Origin of the sequence: Pseudomonas sp. MWU13-3659 (assembly GCF_023757525.1) — a bacterium.
Classification (GTDB): domain Bacteria; phylum Pseudomonadota; class Gammaproteobacteria; order Pseudomonadales; family Pseudomonadaceae; genus Aquipseudomonas; species Aquipseudomonas entomophila_E.
In genome coordinates this window covers 24,238-47,161 of record NZ_JAMSHW010000028.1, presented here as the reverse complement: position 1 = coordinate 47,161, position 22,924 = coordinate 24,238, and the positions used below count along the sequence as shown (strand labels likewise).

Below are 22,924 nucleotides of genomic sequence, written 5' to 3'. Positions count from 1 at the left end.
GCGCATCACCCTCCGTGATGCCGTTGGCAGTGACAGGCCGGTCTCCGGGCTCATGAGCGGGGCCATGCCCGGGCCGTGCGCCTTCCCGGATCACGAAATCCAGTGGCCTTGCGCAGCCGTCCACTCATCTACCGTTGCGGGGGCAGCGCCGGAATCGCGCCTTGCTGGCGCCCACCGGCTTCCCAGTTTCACCCTGCCAAACCTGAGTTCGCAGGGCACCTGAAACACGCCGCGAAGGTTAGAGGGTTGTACTGGGAGCGTCAATCGAACGAGGGCCGATCTGGCCTGGATCAATGGCCGATCCGCCAGCTTGTGCCACACTCAAGACAGTGATATCACATAGCCACCATTTCGGCTGACCTCGATCACAATGACAAGGAGAGCGCAGCATGCAAGGCCTGATCATCAACAACCCGAGCCTGGAGTTCCTGCGCCCGGCCCTCGAACGCTGGGTCGACTGCATCGATCGCTTCAACCAGATCCAGGGCGACAACGAAGCGCCCTACTGGCATGGCGCGGCCGCCAACGTCGGCGTGCTTGCGGCGGCCGCCTGGCAAGGTGAGCTGGTGGCGCTGGAACAATACACGAGCAAGAAACAGCGCGACGAGGGTGAGCGCGAGGGGCGCTGCGACCTGTCGATCAGCAGCGCCGAGGCGACCGTACACCTGCATGCCAGCCAACGCTGGCCGCGCATCGCCCGCCTGGACCTGACGACGGCCTTGCAGGAGACCGCCACACAGGCCAAGCCGATTGCCTACGCCAGCCAGCTCAAGGCTGGCGCCTTGTTCGTCACGCCGTGGAAGGCAGGCCAGCACGCCAGCCCCGAGGAACTGCAGGACCTGGTCGACGACCTGCAGAAGCACACGGCCTGCGCGCTGGCCTGGTACTTCCCCTACGCCTATCGCAAGCTGCACAACGAGCAGGGGCAGTACTATCCCGGGGTAGCGTTGCTGCTCAAGCAAGCCTGAGCCGCGCCGGGTCAACGGGCGCTGGCGGTTGCCTCCTGCGTGTCAGCGGGGAAAAACCGCTGCTCCAGCCCCGGCGTCCTGAACCGCGCCTTGTACGCGTCGCTGTCGAACGGCAGGGCTGTGCGCAGGTCGTAGACTGGGCCCTGAGCGGGCTTGCCGACCTGCCGGAGGGTCACGTGAATGAAGCGGTAATGCTCGCCGTAGACCTGCTCCAGACTGTCGATACGGAAGTAGTGGCCGGGCAGGAACAAGGTCTCGCCCTCATCCCAGTAGAGAGAGAACGCGCTGATCGGAGTACCGCCCTGGTAGTGGCTCAGCGGCAGTTCGAACACCACCGAGCTGTCGTCGAACACACCCGGCAGATTGCCCGGCGCGCTTACGGAAGGCCTAGAAGCGAATTCCGCCACCTTGTAGGGGTTTTCGGTAAACGAGGTCAGGTCGGTATTGACCAGCACATCGCCGACACGCAACCGCCCGTTTCGATAGTTTTCGCCACTGGTGCCTCGCGAACTATGCCCGCCTCGATACAGGCTCACCTCGTTGCTGCGCGGCAACTCGTCGAGACTATCGGCAAGCTGGCGTATGTAGTCATCCTCGTCGTCGTACCGATACGTGCCAAAGCGAAACACATCGTTCACCTTGGACTCATCACTGGTGTAGTACTCGATCAATGAATTGAAGTACTCGCGATCATAGCGATAGGAGTACTGCACGCGACCATCGACCCGCACGCAATCCAGGCCTCGTTCATCCAGGCCTGGTACCTGATCATGCGCCAACTGCGGAATTGGCCGGGCCTCCAACAACTGCTTCTGACGACGCAAGGCATTGGCTGAAAAAACCTTGCTGCGTACTTCATCCACCGCCAGGTGGCGGTTCCAGAAACGCGAGGTTGTGCTGGACATGCCCTCCACGGCGGGCGGCGCGCCACCGGCCAGTCGCGGCGGCACCAGCAGCTCCCATTCGTTGGCCTCGTTCAGGCGCACCGGGTACAGCGGGCCGAAGGCAAAGGGATTGTGCGCCGGCACGATCTGCCAGACATGCAGGTCGTGGTTGTAGCGAACCCGGTAGGACAGGCCATTGAGCACAATCCAGCAACTGCCATCGCTACCGATCCGGACACCCCGCAAACGCCCGCTGCTGGCCAGTTCGCCATTGATCAGCTGATTGGTTTCACTCCCCTCCACCGGCAGCGTGGCAGCCTGCGTCACCTGCCAGTGTTCCAGGTTGGTTTCCACCTCGTCCAGAGGTGCCTCGTAGGCCAGCGAGGCGAAGCTCGACTCGAACCCCAGGTCGGCCATGTTCAAGGCGGCGAACAGGCTGTCGAGCATGGCCTCGCGCAATGCATCCTTGCGGCTTTGCTCATCGGCGGCATGCAACGCCGCATCGATGTCCAGCCCCACCTTGCCGAGGCTCGCCCCCAGCAGCATCAGCGTCATCGGCCAGCCGATCGGCGCGAAGCCACCAAAGACCTTGATGAACGCCGAGAGGTAACCGCTCCACATTGCCTTGCGCAGCTCGGCGTTACCCAGCATCGCCGCGGCATTGTCGTTCATCTCGCGGGTGGCCTGGGTGGCCAGGTAGCTGAAGATATCGCCCGTGATCGCGCGCTTCAGAAAGCCGAGCAAGACCAGTGCCGCCTGCTCGTCGGCGCTGTTGGCGATGCTTTGCAGGTGTGTCTTGACCGAATGCGCGCGTGCGGGGTCGCGGGCATCGGTATGGGCGGCCTTGACGTAGGTGGCCAGGGTGTCGGCATCCTGCAACTGTTCGCGCAGCCACCCTGCCATGGCCTGCTCCGAGGCGAAGCTCTTGAACGCTTCCGATGCCCAGGGGCGGTACAACAGGATGCGGCCATTGTCCGCGGCAAAGCTGTAGAGGCAGCCGCGATCCCCCCGGTCGAGCACATAGCGGCTGACGGACAGCGGGCTGCTGGCGCTATCCTGCTCAAGCTTGGCCAGCGTCGGCAACTCACCGTCGACCAGGCCGTCGGCGGCCATCTCGCGCAACCGCGTCCAGTCATTCTGGTCGATACGCCCGGCACGAACGGCACCGGCCCCCTGCCCGAGCAGGTTCACCTTGGCCAGTACACGAAAATGCGACGAGTAGGTGGTCCAGAAGCGGGTGATTTCGGCGCGGTAGGCCACGGCGAAGTCCAGCGCCCACAAATCCTCCTGGACCTTGCTGCCCAGCATCGCCACTTCGTTGCGCTCGTCGAAATAACTGGCCTGGCGCCCCTGGCGATAGAAACCGCCGTACAGGTCGAGTTCGTCCGGCGCTTCCTGGAAGCGCGCGTCGAAGCGCTTGATCACCAGCTCGACCAGGTGCATCGACTTTTGCGGCGGTCCGCTGTGCTGCCAGCCGGTGAAACTGCGGCTACTGCTACTGGCCGTTTCGAACTGGTGCCACCAGACAAAGCGCGGATCGGTCGCCTTGCCTGTGTGCTTGAGCACGATGCGCCGCGCGTGCCGGGTTGCCAACACATAGGGGTCGGGGTATTCGCGGATGGTCTCATCCACCAGGCGAACCAGGGGCCGCGCTGCTACCAATGCGTCGAGACTGCGCTCCACGCGCTCCTTGATACTGCTCATGCCCTACTCCCGGGATGTCGTTGTCGGAACGGGCATCCTGGCCCTATGGGCAGCAGAAGAAGCGGTAGATGTTTGTGCGGGTTGGCCTGCTCTCACGGGGCCAAACCTAACCCGTTGGTCTGAAAAAGACCGCTGTAGGAGCGGCCTTCAGCCGCGATCACCCGTGTAGCGGGGGCCAGACACCGCGATGCACTCATCGCGGCTGAAGCCGCTCCTACAGGATCAATTCGGGTATCAGGGATTCTGTGCCAGGTGCCCTGGTGGCAGCACCCGCTTGGCCTGCAGGTAGGCCTTGGCCCAGTAACTGCTGGAGAGGTAGTCCAGACGCACCGTTCCGCCAGTCGAAGGTGCATGCACGAAACGCCCTTCACCGACATAGATGCCGGCATGGCTGACTTGCGAGCCGCCACTGGTGGCGAAAAACACCAGGTCCCCGGACTGCAACGCGTTGATGTCCACATTGGGCGCGCGCATGACGATCATTTCACGGGTCGAACGTGGCAGGCTGATACCCGCCGCATCACGGTAGACATAGCCGATCAACCCACTGCAATCGAACCCGGAGTCCGGTGTATTGCCGCCCCACCGGTAGGGCGTGCCCACCAGGCCGATGGCCCGGAACAAAACATCGTCCGCCGCAGGCGACGAGGTCGACTGATTGAACACCATGGGAGGCTTGGCCATGGGCGCTGGAGCTGGCGCATGGCTGGAACAGGCCGCGAGCAGGGCCAGGAAGGAGAGCAGTGCGAAGCGCGCCAACATCGCCATGATGTGAACGTCCTGTCAAAACCCTCCGGCCGCGGCCGAAGGTAAAAAGAGTTGAGAATTTAGATTAGACGCTTTCTGTAAATGCGCACGGCGGCGAGCTTTTTCAGCTACGCCGCCGTGCGAGAGTACAGCATTTTGATATCAAATCAATTGCGCGAGATCGTGGTCGGCGCCATGGCGAGCGCGCGTTTGGCCTCGATGAAGGTTTTGCTCCAGTAGCGATCGCCCAGGCTGTCGATACGCACGCCACCGCTGCGGCGGCTGCTGGAGTGGATGAACTGGTTGTCACCCAGGTAGATCCCGGCGTGGCTCACGCGACCACGGCCGTTGGTGCTGAAGAACAGCAGGTCGCCTGGCTTGAGCTTGTTGCGGGCAACCTTGGGGGCGTCGACGTTGATCATCTCGCGGGTCGAGCGCGGCAGGTTCATGCCCGCTTCCTCGCGGAAGAGGTAGCCGATGAAGCCGCTGCAATCAAAGCCCGACTGCTCGCTGGTGCCGCCAAAGCGGTAGCGGGTGCCGATCAAGGCCATGCCACGTTCGAGAATACTGTCGGCCAGCACAGGCAGCTGGTAGGGCTTGCCGTTGCTGGAGAATGCGTCCATGTCTTCTTCGGTGGCCAGCTCTTCCTCACTGAATACGGAAGAAGCCGAAGCCTTCGATTTGATCGACTGGGCGGCGATAGTGTGTTGATCCTGCTGTTGCGAGACTGGGCCCTGGGAGGCGCAACCGAACAGTAGAGTCACAAGTGCAAGTGGCACGAGGGGTGCGAAGCGCTTCAGCATGGGCACGACCGTGTCTGTAATCCTTTAGAAGGGGGAAACTATGCCTTCTATCGGAACCATTTGCAAATTTTATCGAAAAACATGTGACTTTTCTGATTCGAGGCTGCAAGCCCCTGTTTCAAGGCTTACCAGCCCAGGGTTTCCTTGAGGAATGGAATTGTCAGCTTGCGCTGGGCCTGCAGCGAAGCCTGGTCGAGGCGTTCGAGCAGGTCGAACAGGGCGCTCATGCTGCGGGTGCCGCGGGTGAGGATGAAATGGCCGACCTCGTCGGTCAGATGCAGGCCGCGGCGCGAGGCGCGCAACTGCAAGGCACGCAGCTTGTCTTCATCGGACATGCCGCGCATCTGGAAAATCAGCGCGAGGGTGAGCCGGGACTTGAGGTCGGCCAGCTTGATCGGCAGTTCGCGGGGCGAGCTGGATGCAGCCAGCAACAAGCGCCGACCGCTGTCACGAAGGCGGTTGAACAGGTGGAACATGGCCTCTTCCCAGTCCGCCTTGCCTGCGATCACATGCAAGTCGTCGATGCACACCAGTTCATACTGTTCGAGGTGGTCGAGCAATTCGACGCCACGGTCGAGCAATTGCGCGAGCGGCAGGTAGACGGCGGGCTCGCCCAGTTGCTGGAAACGGTGGGTGGCGGCTTGCAGCAGGTGGGTACGGCCCACGCCTTGCTTGCCCCACAGATAGATGAGGCTCTCGGTCCAGCCGGCGTCGGCTTCGCACAGCCGCTCGACGTAGCCCAATGCCGCAGCATTGGCGCCCGGGTAGTAGTTGATGAAGGTGGCGTCATCACGCAGACGCACACCCAGGGGCAACTGGATCGGTTTCATGCTCGCGGGTGGTCGCAGGGACCACAGGGGGCCTTTGGTGAACAGTGTGCAAAGTCTATACCCGCAACGCGGGCGGCACAATCGGCGAGGGTAATAGCGCAAGTAAAATCAAGAAGTTGCATGGTCCTGACCCGCTTTGGGGCTGCTCTGCAGCCATCGCCGGCAAGCCGGCTCCTACAGGTAGCATGTCGCCTGTGGCCTGTAGGAGCCGGCTTGCCGGCGAACCATCGCTAAAGGTCGGGATCGATCCCTCCGGCATAGGTGTTCGACTCCTTATACAAATCATGTACATGCCGCAGCAGTACCATGATCACCGCTGCCGCCGGCAGGGCCAGCAACACACCGGTGAAACCGAACAGCTCGCCGCCTGCCAGGATGGCGAAGATCACCGCGACAGGGTGCAGGCCGATGCGGTCGCCCACCAGCAGCGGTGTCAGCACCATGCCTTCGAGCGCCTGCCCGACCATGAACACCGCGACGATGCCCAGCATCGGGTACAGCTCGCCACCGAACTGGAACAATCCGGCCACCAGCGCCGCGCCGATGCCGATGATGAAGCCCATGTACGGCACGATCGCCGCCAGCCCTGCCAGCATGCCGATCAGCAGGCCGAGTTCCAGGCCCACCAGCATCAGGCCGGTGGAATAGATGACGCCCAGGGCAAGCATCACCAGCAACTGGCCACGCACGAACGCCCCGAGCACCTCATGGCACTCCCCTGCCAGCCCCACCACCTGCGACTCGCGCTGACGCGGCAACAGGCTGCGCAGCTTGGCCATCATCAGGTCCCAGTCACGCAGCAGGTAGAAGCCCACCACCGGGATCAGCACCAGGTTGGCCAGCCAGCCGATCAGCGCCAGGCTGGAGGCGGTAGCCTGGGACAGCAGCACACCGACGATATCGGTGGTCTGGCCCATGTGCTCGCCGATGGCGGCCTTGATCTTGTCGAACTTCCAGAAGCCGTCAGCCAGGCCCAGACGGCTCTGCACCCAGGGCAAGGCCACGTGCTGCAGCCAGTCGAGCATCTGTGGCGCCAGTTCATACAGACGCAGCAGCTGCTTGGCCAGCATGGGGATCAACACCAGCAGCAGGGCCAGGAAGATCAGGGTAAACAGGCTGAACACCACCACCACGCCCCAGGTTCGCGACAGCCCTGCCCGCTCCAGGCGGTCGACCAGCGGATCAGCCAGGTAGGCGAGCAGAATGCCCACCAGGAACGGTGAAAGAATGTTGTGCAGCAAATACAGCAACACGGCGATCAGCAGGGCAGCGCCCAGCCAGATCCAGCGACGCGGTTCGATCATGCAGATTACTCCTTACCAGCGAAAACGCAGGCCGTCGAACGGCCTGGGTGGCGTGGGCAACGCCACGCCAGGCTCAGCCTGAGACGCCGCAGGCGGCGTTGCAGGCACCTGCTCGGCAGGCAGCTCCTGCAATTTGGCCAGGCTCAACTGAGCGCGCAATTGATCACGATTGCCGGTGACGGCGTAGGTCAGGGTCGCGCCCTCGACCATCCGCAGCCGCGCACCATAGGGCTCGAGCACACGGGCAAGCTCGGCGTAGCGTTGCAGGTTCATCCCTTGCACCTGGACCTGCAGGTCACTGCTGGCACCCGGGCGGGTGACGTAACGCGGCGCCAGTCGATTGCTCACCGCCAGCATCAAGGCGTCCGCCAGGGCTGCCTGGTCGGCACCTTCAACGCTGCCCTGCTCGCGCTGGTCGCCCAGCCACAGTTGCCATTTACCCTGCCACTTGCCTTCGGCCTCGTGGGCATGCACCGCCAGCAGGGCATTGGCGCCATAGCGCTCGGATGCTTCACGCAGGGGCCTAGGATCGTTGCCTTCAAGTTGCTTGGCGTTGGCGACCAACTGTTCTTGCAGGTCGGCCAACGGCAATCGCAGCGGCAGGCCACGGTGCTGCGCGGCGCGGCGCAAGGGCTCGGCGCTGCTCTGGCCATCACCGACCAGGTTGCTGCCTTCGACGTTGTCGTTCAGCCACCAGACCAGAATCGATGGCCGATTGTTGCCCCACAAGGCCAGGCCCGCCTGGCGCAAGGCGCGCTCGGTACTGCCCGGATCGAACTCGACCAGCACCGACTCGGGCGGCCCGGCCTCGGTGCCGACCTGGTTGATGATCTGCTGTGGATCCTTGCGCAAGGCAGCCAGTGCGGGGTTCTGCGGTGCCTTGGGGTCGCCGGTCAGGCGCAGCACCAGCGTGTCCAGGGCTTTGCTGGTGGCCTGGGCGCGGGCCTCGCCGCCCTGCCCTTCGAGCGGCTCACGCACCTGGTAAAGGCCGGAGACCGTATCGGCTTGTGCCGCAACAGCGACAAACACCAGGCAACCCGCAGCGAGGTAGTTGAGAAGACGCATTGAGGATTCCTGTCCAGATAACCATGGGGTGGCGCGCGCCGGCCATTCGACTCTGACCGCGCCGGGCCGGAAGATGCTTCATGAACCCGGCCATGTGCACCCGTTGCCATGGGTATACCTTATACAGGCATAGGCGCGGCAACCAGTCGCACACGTTGAAACACTGTTTCCGCCGACATTTTCCGGCCAGCCCGTCGGCCTGAGGATGGCCGCTGAGGGGCAACCCTGATAAAATCGCGCGCCTTCGCAGACCAGTGACGAACAGGCAGCCGCCGCACCTTGCAGCCGGCCTTGGCCGTCCCGGTCGTTTTCCACGAATCCCTCCCTCTTAAAGGCCTGGATCAATGAGCAAGCAACCCTCCCTGAGCTACAAGGACGCCGGTGTAGACATCGACGCCGGCGAAGCACTGGTCGAACGCATCAAGGGCGTCGCCAAGCGCACCGCACGCCCTGAAGTCATGGGTGGCCTGGGCGGCTTCGGCGCCCTCTGCGAGATCCCGGCTGGCTACAAGCAGCCGGTGCTGGTCTCCGGCACCGACGGCGTCGGCACCAAGCTGCGCCTGGCACTGAACCTGAACAAGCACGACAGCATCGGCCAGGACCTGGTCGCCATGTGCGTCAACGACCTGGTGGTGTGCGGCGCAGAGCCGCTGTTCTTCCTCGACTACTACGCCACCGGCAAGCTCAACGTCGACGTGGCCGCCACCGTGGTCACCGGCATCGGTGCCGGTTGCGAACTGGCCGGCTGCTCGCTGGTCGGCGGTGAAACCGCTGAAATGCCAGGCATGTACGAAGGCGAAGATTACGACCTGGCCGGCTTCTGCGTCGGCGTGGTGGAAAAGGCCGACATCATCGATGGCTCGAAAGTGGTCACCGGCGACGCCCTGATCGCCCTGCCGTCCTCCGGCCCGCACTCCAACGGCTACTCGCTGATCCGCAAGATCCTCGAAGTCTCCGGCACCGACATCGACAACACCCAGCTCGATGGCAAGCCGCTGGCCGACCTGCTGATGGCCCCGACCCGCATCTACGTCAAGCCGCTGCTGCAACTGATCAAGCAGACCGGCGCGGTCAAGGCCATGGCCCACATCACCGGCGGCGGCCTGCTGGACAACATCCCGCGCGTGCTGCCGAAAAACGCCCAGGCCGTGGTCGACGTGGCCAGCTGGCAGCGCCCGGTGGTATTCGACTTCCTGCAGGAAAAAGGCAACGTCGACGAGCATGAGATGCACCGCGTGCTGAACTGCGGCGTAGGCATGGTCATCTGCGTGGCCCAGGACCAGGTCGAGAACGCCCTGAACGTACTGCGCGCCGAAGGCGAGCAGCCTTGGGTGATCGGCCGTATCGACGTGGCCGCCGAAGGCGCCGCCCAGGTCGAGCTGCACAACCTCAAGGCACACTGATGCCGGGCAAGACCTGTAACGTGGTGGTGTTGCTGTCGGGTTCCGGCAGCAACCTGCAGGCGCTGATCGACAGTACCAGCGCCAGTGACAGCCCGGCGCGCATCCGCGCGGTGATCTCCAACCGCGCCGATGCCTACGGCCTCGAGCGCTCAAAGGCCGCCGGCATCGACACGGCCGTGCTCGAACACACCGGCTTCGATGGCCGCGAGGCCTTCGACACGGCGCTGATGGCGCTGATCGACGGCTTCGCCCCCGACCTGGTGGTGCTGGCCGGCTTCATGCGCATTCTCAGCGGCGGTTTCGTGCGTCACTATCAAGGCCGTCTGCTCAACATACATCCGTCATTGCTGCCGTTGTACAAAGGCCTGCACACCCACCAGCGCGCGCTGGAGGCTGGCGACCGGGAACATGGCTGCAGCGTGCACTTCGTCACCGAGGAACTCGATGGCGGGCCTCTGGTCGTACAGGCTGTGGTTCCGGTGGTTGCGGGCGACACGCCGCAGACGCTGGCCCAGCGGGTACATGTGCAGGAACACCTGATCTACCCGCTGGCGGTGCGCTGGTTTGCCGAAGGACGCTTGCGTCTGGGCGAACAGGGTGCATTACTGGATGGCCAGCCGCTGGCGGCCAGCGGTCACTTGATTCGAAACTAGGAGAATTTATGCGTCGCGCCCTGCTCTTGGCTCTCGCCGTGCTTGCCCTGCCGCTCCAGGCAGCTGACCTGAAGCCGTTCGCGGCCAGCTACACCGCCGACTGGAAGCAACTGCCCATGAGCGGTACTGCCGAACGCAGCCTGGTCAAGAACACTAACGGTACATGGGACCTGAACTTCAAGGCCTCCATGATGATTGCCAGCCTGACCGAGCAAAGCACCCTGAAGCTCGACAACGACACCCTGCTGCCGCAGAAGTATCACTTCGAGCGCGGCGGCCTGGGCAAGGCGAAGAAAGTCGACCTGAGCTTTGACTGGACCGGCAAGAAAGTCACCGGCAACGACCGTGGCGATGCCATCAGCCTGCCGCTCAACCGTGGCGTGCTGGACAAGTCGTCGTATCAGTTGGCCCTGCAGCACGATGTAGCCGCAGGCAAGAAGAGCATGACCTATCAGGTGGTCGACGGTGACGAGATCGACACCTACGACTTCCGTGTCCTGGGCAGCGAAAAAGTCGCCACCAAGGCTGGCCAGGTCGAGGCGATCAAGGTCGAGCGCGTGCGCGACCCAAGCCAGAGCAAGCGCATCACCGAGCTGTGGTTCGCCAAGGACTGGGACTACCTGCTGGTGCAACTGCGCCAGGTCGAGACCGATGGCAAGGAGTATGTGATCGTGCTGCAGGATGGCACGGTCGATGGCAAGGCGGTCAAGGGCAACTGATACCGTCGCCGGCAATACCCAAAGCCCCGCCTCGTGCGGGGTTTTGTTTTTTCAGGCCAACGCCGCCTCCTGTAGGAGCGGCTTCAGCCGCGATCACCCGCAAAGCGGGTGCCTGACACCGCGTTGCCTGCATCGCGGCTGAAGCCGCTCCTACATGAAACTTGTTTCATCGCCGTTTTATTTACTTAGCCTGCTAACAAATTCTATAAAGAAGGCCTGCGACAGCGTGCCGCAGCCAACCAAGCAGTGGAGTTTGACGATGACAGTCCAAGTAGCCGAACGCGACGAATCGAAAATGTCCCACGAAGGCCAGGCCGCTGGCCTGCGGATCTGGGACGTGCATCAGCAAGGCCAACTGGTCGGGATGTTCCACAACGAGCAACAGGCTCACCAGTACCGCATGGAGCTCGAGTACCTCGAGAACCAACGCCCTTCGCAATGAACCCGTCTTGAAATGAAAAACCCCGCCAAGGCGGGGTTTTTCGTGCTTACCACATCAGATCGTCAGGGATCTTGTAGGCGGCGTACGGATCATCTTCGTCCGCTTCCTCAACGTGGGTGTTGAGCAGCAGGATGCGGTTAGGGTCGCGCTCCTGGATCTTCACCGCCGCCTCGCGCGGAATCACCTCGTAGCCGCCGCCATGGGCAACGATCGCCAGCGCGCCATTGCTCAGCTTGCTGCGCATCAGGGCGTTGACGGCGATGCGCTTGACCTTCTTGTCATCGACGAAGTTGTAGTAGTCCTCGGTAGTCAGCTTGGGCAGGCGGGTCGCTTCGATCAGTTGCTTGACCTGCGCGGCGCGAGCCTTCTGCTCGGCCTTTTCCTGGACCTGGCGGTTCAGTTCCTGATCCTTTTTAGCTTTCTCGGCCATGGCTTCCTTGGCCAAGCGCTGCTGGCTGTCGTCCACCTCGACCTGGCCTTTGTGCTCCAGGCGTTTCTGTTTTTTCTCAGCCTTGTTGGTCTGAGAAACCTGTTTCTGGTTGACCAGACCGGCTTTGAGCAATTGGTCGCGAAGGGAAAGGCTCATCGGTGTTCACTCACTTATGCATCAGCTCAGCCGCAGCTGGGCAGGTTCTTTTCCTGACGCTTGGCCTCGCCCCAAAGGGCGTCCAGCTCGTCGAGGGTACGATCTTGGATGGACAGGCCCTGCTCGCGCAATGCCTGTTCGATAAAACGGAAACGCCGCTCGAACTTGCGATTGGCTCGGCGCAGGGCGTTTTCCGGGTCGTGCTTGAGGTGCCGGGCGAGATTGACGGTGGCGAACAGCAGGTCGCCCAGCTCGTCCTCCAGCGCGTCGCTGTCGCCATCGGCCATGGCTTGCAGGACTTCATCAAGCTCTTCACGCACCTTGTCCAGCACCGGCAGCGCCTCGGGCCAGTCGAAACCGACGGTGGCTGCGCGCTTCTGCAACTTGGCGGCGCGAGACAGGGCCGGCAGCGCGGCGGGAACGTCATCGAGCAGCGACAACTGCTCGGGTTCGCTCTTCTCGGCGCGCTCCTCGGCCTTGATTTCTTCCCAGCGCGACTTGACCTGGGCCTCGCTCAGCGCGGGGGTGTCCAGGGGCGCGTAGAGATCGCCCGTGGGGAAGACATGGGGGTGGCGGCGGATCAGCTTGCGGGTGATCGCATCGACCACGCCGGTGAACTCGAAACGCCCCTCTTCCCGGGCCAGCTGGCTGTAGTAGACCACCTGGAACAGCAAGTCGCCCAGCTCACCCTGCAAATGCTCGAAATCGCCGCGTTCGATGGTGTCGGCAACTTCGTAGGCTTCTTCGATCGTGTGCTGGACGATGCTGGCGTAGTCCTGCTTCAGGTCCCATGGGCAGCCGTGCCGCGGGTCGCGCAGGCGGGCCATGAGGTGCAGCAGGTCTTCAAGGGTGTAGGTCATTGTTGGGCAGGTCCTTCGGCAGAGGCCTCTTCGCGGGTAAACCCGCTCCTACAAGTACCGCGCAATCCTGTAGGAGCGGGTTTACCCGCGAAGAGGCCACCTCGGTATCAAGGGGTGCGGTTACGCCGTGTCTCGATGATGTTCGGCAACTGCGAGATCCGCCCCAGCAAACGCCCAAGGGCATCCAGGCCGGGGATCTCGATGGTCAGGGACATCAGCGCAGTGTTGTCTTCCTTGTTCGATCGGGTATTGACCGCCAGCACGTTGATCTTCTCGTTGAGCAGCACCTGCGACACGTCGCGCAGCAGCCCCGGGCGATCGTAGGCACGGATGACGATATCCACCGGATACGTTTGCACCGGGATCGGTCCCCAGCTGACCTGGATCATCCGCTCCGGCTCCTTGCCCGCCAGCTGCAGCACCGAGGCGCAGTCCTGGCGGTGAATGCTCACACCACGGCCCTGGGTGATGTAGCCGACGATGGCGTCGCCCGGCAGCGGCTGGCAGCAGCCAGCCATCTGCGTGAGCAGGTTGCCGACGCCCTGGATCTGGATGTCGCTGCGCTTGCCGGCGCGGATACCCCGGGCCTGGCGCGGGATAAGCTCGACCGGTTCGATGCGCTCGGGCTCGAGCAACTGCTGGGCGGCGTTGACCATGTGCGCCAGGCGCAGGTCGCCGGCACCCAGTGCGGCGAACATGTCCTCGGCGGTCTTGACGTTGGCCTTCTCCGCCAGGCGCTCGAAGTCCACCTGGGGCAGGCCCAGGCGGCTCAGCTCGCGCTCGATCAGGGTCTTGCCGGCAGCGACGTTCTGGTCGCGGGCCTGCAGCTTGAACCAGTGAACGATCTTGGCCCGCGCCCGCGAAGTGGTGACATAACCGAGGTTGGAGTTCAGCCAGTCGCGGCTCGGGCTGCCGTGCTTGCTGGTGATGATCTCCACCTGCTCGCCGGTTTGCAGGCTGTAGTTGAGCGGCACGATGCGCCCGTTGATCTTGGCGCCACGGCAGTTGTGGCCGATCTCGGTGTGCACGCGGTAGGCGAAGTCCAGCGGCGTGGCGCCCTTGGGCAGGTCGATGGCATGGCCGTCCGGGGTGAACACATAGACCCGGTCCGGTTCGATATCGACCCGCAATTGTTCAGCCAAGCCGCCAATATCGCCCAACTCTTCATGCCACTCGAGCACCTGACGCAACCAGGAGATCTTCTCCTCGTAGTGGTTGGAGCTGGGCTTGACGTCAGTGCCCTTGTAGCGCCAGTGGGCGCAGACGCCCAGCTCGGCTTCCTCGTGCATCGAGTGGGTGCGGATCTGCACCTCCAGCACCTTGCCCTCGGGGCCGATCACCGCGGTGTGCAGCGAGCGGTAGCCATTCTCCTTGGGGTTGGCGATGTAGTCGTCGAACTCCTTGGGGATGTGCCGCCAAAGCGTGTGCACGATGCCCAGTGCGGTGTAGCAGTCACGCACCTCGGGCACCAGCACGCGCACTGCGCGCACGTCGTAGATCTGGCTGAACTCCAGGCCCTTGCGCTGCATCTTGCGCCAGATCGAATAGATATGTTTCGCCCGGCCGCTGATGTCAGCGTTGACGCCGGTGGCCAACAGTTCGTTCTGCAACTGGTTCATCACGTCGCTGATGAACCGCTCGCGATCAAGCCGGCGCTCGTGCAGCAGCTTGGCGATCTGCTTGTACTGGTCGGGCTCGAGGTAGCGGAACGACAGGTCCTCGAGCTCCCATTTGATATGGCCGATACCCAACCGGTGCGCCAACGGCGCGTAGATATCGAAGACTTCACGGGCCACGCGCAGGCGCTTCTCGTCATCGGCGGACTTCACCGCACGAATGGCGCAGGTACGCTCGGCGAGCTTGATCAGCGCCACGCGCACGTCGTCGACCATCGCCACCAGCATCTTGCGCAGGTTCTCGACCTGCGCCTGGGAGCCGAGCACCAGCGACTGACGCGGGCTGAGGCTGGCGCTGATGGCCGCCATGCGCAGTACACCGTCGATCAGCTTGGAGACGACCGGACCGAAACGCTGGCCGACTTCGGCGAGGGTCACCTTGCCTTCGCGCACCGAGCGGTAGATGACCGCAGCCACCAGCGAGTCCTGGTCGAGCTTGAGGTCCGCGAGGATCTCGGCGATCTCCAGGCCCGCCTGGAAACTGGACGTCCCGTCCGCCCAGGAATGCTTGGCCGGGTTGCCTTTCTTCTCGACCTCATGGGCAAACTCGCAGGCGTCCTTCAATGCCGCGCGATCGAGCTGCGAATCGACGCTCACCACATGATCGAGCCATGCTTCGAGATTGATACTGCCGTCGTTGTTGACCGGCTGGTGCACTCTCACCTGTACCATCTTTGCTTTACCTTCCCATACAGCGCACCACGCGGGTGCGCTGGCTTTCACCTGTGCCGCCTCCACTCCCTGGACGCGGCACCAAGAGGGCCAGCCTGGCTAGCCCGCCTCGAATAACGCCATGGCCTCGACATGCGCCGTCTGAGGAAACATGTCGAGAATCCCGGCCCTTGTTAACCGGTACCCCTGCCCGACCAGCACCTGCGTGTCTCGCGCCAGCGTGGCCGGGTTGCACGATACATAGACCAGCCGCTTCGCGCCGAGCCGGGCGATGCCTTGCACCACCTCGTAGGCCCCGTCGCGCGGTGGATCCAAGAGTACCGCAGAAAAGCCTTCGGCGACCCATCCGGCGCCCGCCAAAGGCTGCGATAAATCGGCCTGAAAAAACCGTGCGTTATGCACATTGTTGCCGTGGGCATTGGCTTCGGCACGTTCGACCATCGCCTGCACGCCCTCCACCGCCACCACTTCATGCGCCTGCCGGGCCAACGGCAAGGCGAAGTTGCCCAGGCCGCAGAACAGGTCCAGCACCCGCTCGTGAGGCTGCGGCGCCAGCCAGGCCAGGGCCTGCTGGATCATCAGGGTGTTGACCTGGGCGTTGACCTGGACGAAGTCGCCCGGCCGCCAGGCCAGCTCCATCCCCCAGGGTTCCAGGGCAAACCCCAACTTCTGCGCGGCGTCCATGGGCGCCGGTTCGCCTTCGCCCTGCAACCAAAGCTGAGCACCGGCCTCCCGGCAGAATGCCTGCAGGCGCGCCAGGTCTTCAGCAGGTAATGCTGCCACGTGCCGGACCAGTACCGCTTCAGCCGTGCCGCTGAACAACTCCACATGCCCCAGCGCCTGTGGCTTGCTCAAGCTGCGCAGCACGGTCGGCAGATGGCGCATGATCGCCTGCAAGGGTTGTACCAGCACCGGGCAATCGTCGATGGCAACGATGTCCTGGCTGGCCTCGGCGCGGAAACCCACATCAAGCTGGCGTTGCTTCACGTCCCAACGTACCGCCACCCGTGCTCGCCGCCGATAGCCGAACTCTGGCCCACACAGTGGCGCGGCCCATTCGTCCGGCTGCACGCCAGCGACGCGCTGCAACTGCTCGGCGAGCAGACGCTGCTTGAGTGCCAACTGACCGTCATGGGGCAGGTGCTGGAGGTTGCAGCCACCGCAGCGTGCGTAGTGCCGGCACGGCGCCTCGCGCCGTTCGGGGCTGGCCTGGAACACCCGCTCCAGGCGCGCCTCGACCACCTTGCCACGGGCGCCCAGCACCCGCGCTTCGACCTCTTCGCCGCCCAGCGCGCCGCTGACGAACCAGGTGCGCCCCTCGAGGAAGGCGATGCCGCGGCCGTCACCGGCCACGCGCTCGATCACCAGGCGCTGCTTCTTGCCCACCGGAATCTGTGTGGCGCGGTTACCACCGGCCGGCTGGAAACGCAGGCCGCCGTTGCTTTTCTTTCTGGACATCAGGTCGGGTCGAACAGGCCGGTGGACAGGTAGCGATCGCCGCGGTCGCAGATGATGGCGACCATCACCGCGTTCTCGACTTCACGGGACAGGCGCAGCATGGCCGCCACCGCACCGCCAGACGACACGCCGCAGAAAATGCCCTCTTCACGGGCCAGGCGACGAGTGGTTTCCTCGGCTTCCTGCTGGGACATGTCCATCACGCGGTCGACGCGGGCTGCGTCGAAGATCTTCGGCAGGTATTCATGGGGCCAGCGGCGGATACCCGGAATGGCCGAACCTTCCATGGGTTGCAGGCCGACGATCTGCACCGCCGGATTCTGCTCTTTCAAGTACTGCGAGCAACCCATGATGGTACCGGTGGTGCCCATGGAGCTGACGAAGTGGGTGATGGTGCCCTGGGTCTGCTGCCAGATTTCCGGGCCAGTGCTGTTGTAGTGGGCGATCGGGTTGTCGCCGTTGGCGAACTGATCGAGCACCAGGCCACGGCCTTCGGCCTGCATTTTTTCAGCAAGGTCGCGCGCGCCCTCCATGCCCTCTTCCTTGGTCACCAGGATCAGCTCGGCGCCGTAGGCGGTCATGGCCGCCTTGCGTTCGGCGGTGGAGTTGTCGGGCATGATCAGGATCATCTGGTAGCCCTTGATCGCCGCCGCCATCGCCAGGGCGATGCCGGTGTTGCCGGAAGTGGCTTCGATCAATGTGTCGCCAGGCTTGATCTGGCCGCGCAGTTCGGCGCGGGTGATCATCGACAACGCCGGGCGGTCCTTGACGGAGCCGGCCGGGTTGTTGCCTTCGAGCTTGAGCAGCAAGGTGTTGCTGGTGGCCCCGGCCATGCGCTGCAGGCGAACCAGAGGCGTGTGGCCGACGCAGTCGGCGATGGTTGGGTACTGCAGGGTCATGGGCGTTTTCGCAATCCGGACGGCAGGGGCGACTATCATACCGGCAAACCCTGCGCGGCCATATCACGCAATCGTCGGAGGATATAGCGAGAGGCTATAAGCAATATCGCCGAGGCACCTGTAGGATCGACTTCAGCCACGATCACCCGCAAAGCGAGTGCCTGACACCGCGTTGCCTGCATCGCGGCTGAAGCCGCTCCTACAGTCTGCGCGTTACATCGCTGCCGCCAGGCGCATGCAGACCCGCAACCCGCGCTCGCCATTGACCGCCCATACCCTGCCGCCCTGGCGCTGGATGGCGCTGCGGGCGATGCTCAAACCCAGGCCGAAACCACCATCGCCAGGCCTGGAACCGTCCAACCGTGAAAACGGCGCAAAGATGCGTTCCAGATCGGCTTCGGCCACGCCACCACCTTCGTCTTCCAGGTCGAGCCGCCAATAACCACCTTCACGCCGCCCACTCAAACGCACCACGCCACCCGCTGGCGAATGACGGATGGCATTGCGCAACATGTTCTCCAACGCCTGGGCCAGGTGATTGAGGTTGCCCTGCACCCAGCAATCGTCCGGCAACTCACAGCGCAACCGCTCCCGCGCCCAGCCGCTTTCGTAGCAGGCGTTTTCGCTGAGCATCTCCCACAACGTCTGGAGCTGGATCGGCTCCAGGTTCATGGGCGCCCGCTCGGCATCCTGCCAGGCCAACTGCAGGGTGTCCTCGACCAGTTGCTGCATGCCATCCACCTCGCGGTGCAAGCGCTCGCGCAGGCGTTGCAGGTCGGTCTCGCCGTCGCAGGCCACGCGCAGCCGGCTGAGCGGAGTGCGCATTTCGTGTGAGAGGTCGCGCAGCAATTGCTGCTGCAAGGCCACGGTGCCCTGCAGGCGCTCGGCCATTTGGTCGAAGGCCCGCGCCAGCTCGCCCAGCTCATCCTGACGTTGTGTGGTACGTGGGTCGAGACGCGCCGAAAGCTGGTCGGCGCGCCAGGCATTGGCCTGCTCGCGCAATTGGTTGAGCGGCACGATCAGCATGCGGTAAAGGCCCACACACAGCAGCAAGGTAAAAAGCCCAGGCATGATGCCGTTGGTGATTACCCGCCAGAACAGCCGGTACTGCCCTGGGCTGAAGCGCTCGGGCAGCTCGATCACCAACATCCCCTGCTCCGGTGCCTGCGGGAATGGCAGGCGCAGCCAAGGCTGGCCGATCGTGCGGCGGCTCATGGGCCAATCGACCCCACGCAGGCGAGTCAGGTGCTGGACCTCCCCGCCACTCAGCGCGGCACTGCCCAACGGCTGCAGGTCGCCATCGAGCACACCCACCCAGGTTTCTTCGCGCTGGCGCATGCCCGCCAGCCAGCGGTCCACGCCGTCGCGCCCCCCTGCGCGCCAGGCCTGCTCGGCCTCGCTGGCATAGCCGCGCAACAGCTGCCGGGCGGGTTCGGAGAGGAAGGCATTCTGGGTTTCCATGTGGCGGCCCCAGGTGTAGCTCAGGCCAATCATCAACAGGCAGAAGCCCACCAACAGGATGGCCAGCTTCCAGAACAGGGAATGGCGGTCGAGCACGGTTCAGTCCGCCTCGCCCGCGCCGAATACATAGCCCTTGCCCCACACCGTGCGGATCTGCCGATCGTGGTAGCCGATGGCCTTGAGCTTGCGGCGGATCTGGCTGACATGCATGTCCAGGCTGCGGTCATGGCGCGAGTAGCCGCGCTGAAGCACCTGCTGGTAAAGAAAAGGTTTGCTCAGCACCTCGTCCTGGCTGCGATGGAGCAAGTCGAGCAGGCGGAACTCGCTGGGCGTCAGCCCCGCCGAGGCGCCGGCCAGGCTGACGTCGGTGAGCTGCTCGTCGAACTGCAGCGTGTCGCTGCTGCACTCCCGTGGCGCCTGATGGCGGCGCTCGATAGCCACCCGCCGCAGGATCGCCTCGATACGCACCCGCAGCTCGGTAAAGCTGAAAGGCTTGGGCAGGTAGTCATCGGCGCCGCGCTCGAAGCCGGTAATCCGGTCAGCTTCAGCGCCCAGCGCCGACATCAGGATAACCGGCGTGGCACTGTGCCGACGCAGGCGGGCCAACGCATCGAAACCGTTGAGCCCCGGCAGCAGGATATCCATGAGCACCAGGTCGAACACCTGCCGCCCCGCCGCCTCCAGCCCCTCGAGACCATTACGGCACCAGGTCACCTGGAAACCGCCACGTTGCAACTCCTCGTGCAGGTAGGCACCCAGCACGGGGTCGTCTTCGATGGCGAGGATACTGGTGGCATGAATAGCTACGGGATTCATTGGCAACTGTCATCAATTCTCAGTTACGCGATTATTGAGCATGGCGCCCGGCCATGGCAACCGCGCCGCGACCGCCGTCGAGAACAAAAACAGATACAAACAAGTGCATTGCCATCAAGCCCGGAGTAACGTTCCCCGCTGAAGCGCAACAGCGCATTTAGGCACATGACAGGAGATAGGTGTGCTCGACCGTTTGGGAATCCGCAGCCGCGTGCTGTTGCTCGCCCTGCTGCCCGCCAGCTTGATGGCCTTGGTGCTGGGCAGCTATTTCACCTGGCTGCAGCAAAATGAGCTGCGCACGCAGTTGCTGCAACGCGGCAAGATGATCGCCGAACAACTGGCGCCACTGGCCGCCCCGGCCCTGGCCCGCCAAGCGCCCGCGCAGCTGGAGCGCATCGCCGCCCAGGCGCTGGAGCAAACCGACGTGCGCGCCGTGGCATTCCTGGCCGCCGACCGCACACGCCTGGCCCATGCCGGCCCGAGCATGCTCAACCAGCCGCCCAGCGGCGGTACCGGCACGCAGCTGCTGCAACGCACAGGCAACGACGCCACCCGCTACCTGATGCCGGTGTTCGGCCATCACCGCGACCTGGCCACCGACGCCGTACCGGCAGAAGCCGAACGCCTGCTGGGCTGGGTCGAAATCGAACTGTCCCACGACGGCACCCTGCTACGCGGCTACCGCAACCTGTTCACCAGCCTGCTGCTGATCATCGTCTGCCTGAGCCTGACGGCGCTGCTCGCCGTGCGCATGAGCCGCACCATCAACGGCCCGATCAACCGCATCAAGCACACGGTCAACCAGCTCAAGGACGGCCATCTGGAAGAGCGCCTGCCGGCCATGGGCAGCCACGAGCTCGACGAGCTGGCCGCCGGCATCAACCGCATGGCCGAAACCCTGCACAGTGCCCACGAAGAGTTGCAGCACAGCATCGACCAGGCCACCGAGGACGTGCGCCAGAACCTGGAGACCATCGAGATCCAGAACATCGAGCTGGACATGGCGCGCAAGGAGGCCCTGGAGGCCAGCCGCATCAAGTCCGAGTTCCTGGCCAACATGAGCCACGAGATCCGCACGCCATTGAACGGTATCCTTGGCTTCACCCACCTGCTGCAGAAGAGCGAGCTCACGCCCCGCCAGCTCGACTACCTCGGCACCATCGAGAAGTCCGCCGACAACCTGCTGGGGATCATCAACGAGATCCTCGACTTCTCCAAGATCGAGGCCGGCAAGCTGGTGCTCGACAGCATCCCGTTCAACCTGCGCGATCTGATCCAGGACACCCTGACCATCCTCGCCCCGGCCGCCCACGCCAAACAGTTGGAACTGCTCAGCCTGGTGTACCGCGACACCCCGCTATCGCTGGTCGGCGACCCGCTGCGGCTCAAGCAGATACTCACCAACCTGGTAAGCAACGCCATCAAGTTCACCCGCGAAGGCACCATCGTCGTGCGCGCCATGCTCGAGGACGACCAGGACGACACCGTGCAACTGCGCATCAGCGTGCAGGACACCGGCATCGGCCTGTCGCCCCAGGATGTGCGCACCCTGTTCCAGGCCTTCAGCCAGGCCGACAACTCGCTGTCGCGCCAGCCGGGCGGCACCGGCCTGGGGCTGGTGATCTCCAAGCGCCTGATCGAGCAGATGGGCGGCGAGATCGGGGTCGACAGTACCCCCGGCGAGGGCTCGCAATTCTGGATCAGCCTCAACCTGCCACGGGCGCATGACGACGCCGAAGAGCAACCCGTGCAAGTGCTGGTGGGGCGCCGGGTGGCCATCGTCGATGGCCACGACCTGGCCCGCCAGGCGCTGGAGCACCAACTCGAGGATTGCGGCCTGGCGGTTAGCCTGTTCGCCTCCTACGACCAATTGCTGCAGGGCGTGCAGGCCGCCGCGCAGGCCGGCCAGCCGTTCGAATTCGCCGTGCTCGGCGCCAACGTGGGCAGCCTGGCACCGGAACAGCTTGGCCAGTATCACCAGCAGCTCGAGCGCCTGGGTTGCCAATGCGTGGTGCTCTGCCCCACCACCGAACAGCCGCTCTACCACCCCTACCTGCCCAACGCCCACGGCCAGTTGCTGGCCAAGCCGACCTGCACCCGCAAGTTGCGCCGGCTGCTGCTCGAGCTGATCCAACCGCGCCGCCCCGCCGGCGAGCAACGCCCCAGCAACGGCCAGCGCGTACCGAAGATCCTCTGCGTCGACGACAACCCGGCCAACCTGCTGCTGGTGCAAACCTTGCTCGAAGGCATGGGCGCCGAGGTGCTGGCGGTGGACAACGGCTATGCCGCGGTACAAGCAGTGCAGGACGAGCCCTTCGACCTGGTGCTGATGGACGTGCAGATGCCCGGCATGGATGGCCGCGCCTGCACCGAGCAGATCCGCCAGTGGGAAAGCAGCCAGCGTGGCCAGCCGCTGCCGATCGTCGCGCTTACCGCCCACGCCATGGCCAATGAAAAGCGCGCCCTGCTGCACAGCGGCATGGACGACTACCTGACCAAACCGATCAGCGAGCGACAGCTGGCCCAGGTGGTGATGAAGTGGACCGGCCTGAGCCTGGGCGCGCCGCCGCCGGAGCGCACCAGCGAACGCCCGGCCGACAGCACGGAACTGAAAGTGCTCGACCCGGAGGAAGGCCTGCGCCTGGCCGCCGGCAAGCCGGACCTGGCGGCGGACATGCTGACCATGCTGCTGGCGTCGCTGGAGTCGGACCGCGACGCCATTCGCGCCGCCCGCGAAGCGGCCGACCGCACCGCGATGATCGAACGCGTGCACCGCCTCAACGGCGCCTCGCGCTATTGCGGCGTGCCGCAGTTGCGCGCGGCCTGCCAGCGCAGCGAGACCTTGCTCAAGCAGGACAGCCCCCAGGCGCAAGTAGCGCTGGACGAACTGGACCGGGCCATCGACCGGCTCGCGGAACACGCGCGCCAGAGCGCCTGATGTTCGCCGGCAAGCCGGCTCCTACACCTGAAGTCA

The 22,924-nt window shown here is 64.1% G+C and carries 19 protein-coding genes and 1 riboswitch; of the genes, 6 read left to right on the top strand and 13 right to left on the bottom strand.

Annotated features, from left to right (window positions below; genetic code table 11):
• Nucleotides 1-18 precede the first annotated feature (18 nt).
• A riboswitch (cobalamin riboswitch) is annotated at nt 19-238 on the bottom strand.
• Nucleotides 239-389: 151 nt separating this feature from the next.
• Nucleotides 390-968: a hypothetical protein gene (locus NGM28_RS23810; protein ID WP_252091753.1), complete on the top strand. Its 579-nt coding sequence runs from the start codon at nt 390-392 to the stop codon at nt 966-968.
• An 11-nt stretch (nt 969-979) separates the two neighbouring features.
• On the opposite strand, the gene NGM28_RS23805 is transcribed toward NGM28_RS23810, so the two are convergent.
• From NGM28_RS23805 to NGM28_RS23780, 6 genes are all read right to left on the bottom strand, one after another.
• Nucleotides 980-3,556, bottom strand: a complete 2,577-nt coding sequence (locus NGM28_RS23805; protein WP_252091751.1) for a dermonecrotic toxin domain-containing protein — start codon at nt 3,554-3,556, stop codon at nt 980-982.
• Nucleotides 3,557-3,790: 234 nt separating this feature from the next.
• The gene (locus NGM28_RS23800) at nt 3,791-4,324 is read right to left on the bottom strand and encodes a C40 family peptidase (protein ID WP_240066244.1); all 534 of its coding nucleotides are present in this window, start codon (nt 4,322-4,324) and stop codon (nt 3,791-3,793) included.
• A gap of 146 nt (nt 4,325-4,470) precedes the next feature.
• The gene (locus tag NGM28_RS23795; RefSeq protein WP_240066245.1) at nt 4,471-5,106 is read right to left on the bottom strand and encodes a C40 family peptidase; all 636 of its coding nucleotides are present in this window, start codon (nt 5,104-5,106) and stop codon (nt 4,471-4,473) included.
• A 125-nt stretch (nt 5,107-5,231) separates the two neighbouring features.
• Nucleotides 5,232-5,936 (bottom strand): DnaA regulatory inactivator Hda, encoded by a 705-nt coding sequence (gene hda, locus NGM28_RS23790; protein ID WP_133331767.1) that lies wholly within the window; start codon nt 5,934-5,936, stop codon nt 5,232-5,234.
• 230 nt (nt 5,937-6,166) lie between these two features.
• Nucleotides 6,167-7,240, bottom strand: coding sequence for an AI-2E family transporter (locus NGM28_RS23785; protein WP_252091749.1), 1,074 nt, complete (start codon nt 7,238-7,240; stop codon nt 6,167-6,169).
• 12 nt (nt 7,241-7,252) lie between these two features.
• Nucleotides 7,253-8,305, bottom strand: coding sequence for a DUF2066 domain-containing protein (locus tag NGM28_RS23780; RefSeq protein WP_252091747.1), 1,053 nt, complete (start codon nt 8,303-8,305; stop codon nt 7,253-7,255).
• Nucleotides 8,306-8,649: 344 nt separating this feature from the next.
• Between NGM28_RS23780 and purM the strand changes: the two genes are divergently transcribed.
• The 4 genes from purM to NGM28_RS23760 all read left to right on the top strand — a co-directional run bounded on the left by purM (nt 8,650) and on the right by NGM28_RS23760 (nt 11,522).
• Nucleotides 8,650-9,708: a phosphoribosylformylglycinamidine cyclo-ligase gene (gene purM, locus NGM28_RS23775; RefSeq protein ID WP_011532663.1), complete on the top strand. Its 1,059-nt coding sequence runs from the start codon at nt 8,650-8,652 to the stop codon at nt 9,706-9,708.
• The gene (purN, locus tag NGM28_RS23770; protein ID WP_252091745.1) at nt 9,708-10,361 is read left to right on the top strand and encodes a phosphoribosylglycinamide formyltransferase; all 654 of its coding nucleotides are present in this window, start codon (nt 9,708-9,710) and stop codon (nt 10,359-10,361) included. The genes purM and purN overlap by 1 nt, the downstream gene beginning before the upstream one ends.
• A gap of 8 nt (nt 10,362-10,369) precedes the next feature.
• The gene (locus NGM28_RS23765) at nt 10,370-11,080 is read left to right on the top strand and encodes a DUF3108 domain-containing protein (RefSeq protein ID WP_252091743.1); all 711 of its coding nucleotides are present in this window, start codon (nt 10,370-10,372) and stop codon (nt 11,078-11,080) included.
• Between the two features lie 259 nt (nt 11,081-11,339).
• Complete coding sequence (locus NGM28_RS23760; RefSeq protein WP_252091742.1) at nt 11,340-11,522, top strand: hypothetical protein; 183 nt, start codon at nt 11,340-11,342, stop codon at nt 11,520-11,522.
• A gap of 46 nt (nt 11,523-11,568) precedes the next feature.
• Here the strand turns inward: NGM28_RS23760 and NGM28_RS23755 are convergent, their stop codons facing one another.
• The 7 genes from NGM28_RS23755 to NGM28_RS23725 all read right to left on the bottom strand — a co-directional run bounded on the left by NGM28_RS23755 (nt 11,569) and on the right by NGM28_RS23725 (nt 19,950).
• Nucleotides 11,569-12,108, bottom strand: coding sequence for a DUF2058 domain-containing protein (locus NGM28_RS23755; RefSeq protein WP_011532659.1), 540 nt, complete (start codon nt 12,106-12,108; stop codon nt 11,569-11,571).
• A 26-nt stretch (nt 12,109-12,134) separates the two neighbouring features.
• On the bottom strand, nt 12,135-12,968 hold the full coding sequence (gene mazG, locus NGM28_RS23750) for a nucleoside triphosphate pyrophosphohydrolase (protein WP_252091741.1): 834 nt from the start codon (nt 12,966-12,968) through the stop codon (nt 12,135-12,137).
• A 107-nt stretch (nt 12,969-13,075) separates the two neighbouring features.
• A complete protein-coding gene (relA, locus tag NGM28_RS23745) occupies nt 13,076-15,316 on the bottom strand; it encodes a GTP diphosphokinase (protein ID WP_240066252.1) in 2,241 nt (746 codons plus the stop codon).
• A 99-nt stretch (nt 15,317-15,415) separates the two neighbouring features.
• Nucleotides 15,416-16,774, bottom strand: a complete 1,359-nt coding sequence (rlmD, locus tag NGM28_RS23740; RefSeq protein WP_240066253.1) for a 23S rRNA (uracil(1939)-C(5))-methyltransferase RlmD — start codon at nt 16,772-16,774, stop codon at nt 15,416-15,418.
• The gene (cysM, locus tag NGM28_RS23735; RefSeq protein WP_011532655.1) at nt 16,774-17,673 is read right to left on the bottom strand and encodes a cysteine synthase CysM; all 900 of its coding nucleotides are present in this window, start codon (nt 17,671-17,673) and stop codon (nt 16,774-16,776) included. Before cysM ends, rlmD begins: the two co-directional genes overlap by 1 nt.
• A gap of 213 nt (nt 17,674-17,886) precedes the next feature.
• Nucleotides 17,887-19,230: a histidine kinase sensor domain-containing protein gene (locus NGM28_RS23730; protein ID WP_252091740.1), complete on the bottom strand. Its 1,344-nt coding sequence runs from the start codon at nt 19,228-19,230 to the stop codon at nt 17,887-17,889.
• A gap of 3 nt (nt 19,231-19,233) precedes the next feature.
• A complete protein-coding gene (locus tag NGM28_RS23725) occupies nt 19,234-19,950 on the bottom strand; it encodes a response regulator transcription factor (protein WP_252091738.1) in 717 nt (238 codons plus the stop codon).
• Between the two features lie 181 nt (nt 19,951-20,131).
• Between NGM28_RS23725 and NGM28_RS23720 the strand changes: the two genes are divergently transcribed.
• Nucleotides 20,132-22,888 (top strand): response regulator, encoded by a 2,757-nt coding sequence (locus tag NGM28_RS23720; RefSeq protein ID WP_240066256.1) that lies wholly within the window; start codon nt 20,132-20,134, stop codon nt 22,886-22,888.
• The last annotated feature ends 36 nt before the right edge of the window (nt 22,889-22,924 follow it).